Consider the following 438-nt stretch of genomic DNA (forward strand, 5'->3'; position numbering starts at 1 on the left):
TATCTGCGAGGTTGCAGAGAGGCCAATTGGTGAGTTGCCGTTGCTCAGCCAAGAAGAACGGAAGCAAATCGTCTACGACTGGAATTGCACTGACGCAGAGTATCCAAACGAGCGTTGCATTCATCAGCTGATCGAAGAGCAGGTGCTAAAGGCACCGGATGCAATTGCGGTGGTGTTCGAGGATCAGCAACTGACTTATGAACAGCTCGACAAGCAAGCCAACCGGTTAGCGCGCAAGCTGATCGAGTTGGGTGTGGGTCCCGATGTGCTGGTAGGTATAGCGGTTGATCGTAGCCTGGAAATGGTGGTTGGCTTACTGGCAATACTAAAAGCCGGTGGAGCATATGTGCCGCTGGACCCTGAGTATCCGCAGGACCGTCTGGCTTACATGATCGAGGACAGTGGTATTGGTCTGCTGCTGACCCAGGGGTATTTGAA

General features: G+C 53.0%; 1 protein-coding gene. It reads left to right on the forward strand.

The features are described from left to right. Positions 1–438: AMP-binding protein (locus tag ACSZPK_RS26940; RefSeq protein WP_437884679.1), on the forward strand; the 438-nt coding region annotated here is incomplete at both ends.

It is taken from the genome of Pseudomonas sp. LRF_L74, assembly GCF_965644255.1.
Classification (GTDB): Bacteria; Pseudomonadota; Gammaproteobacteria; order Pseudomonadales; family Pseudomonadaceae; genus Aquipseudomonas.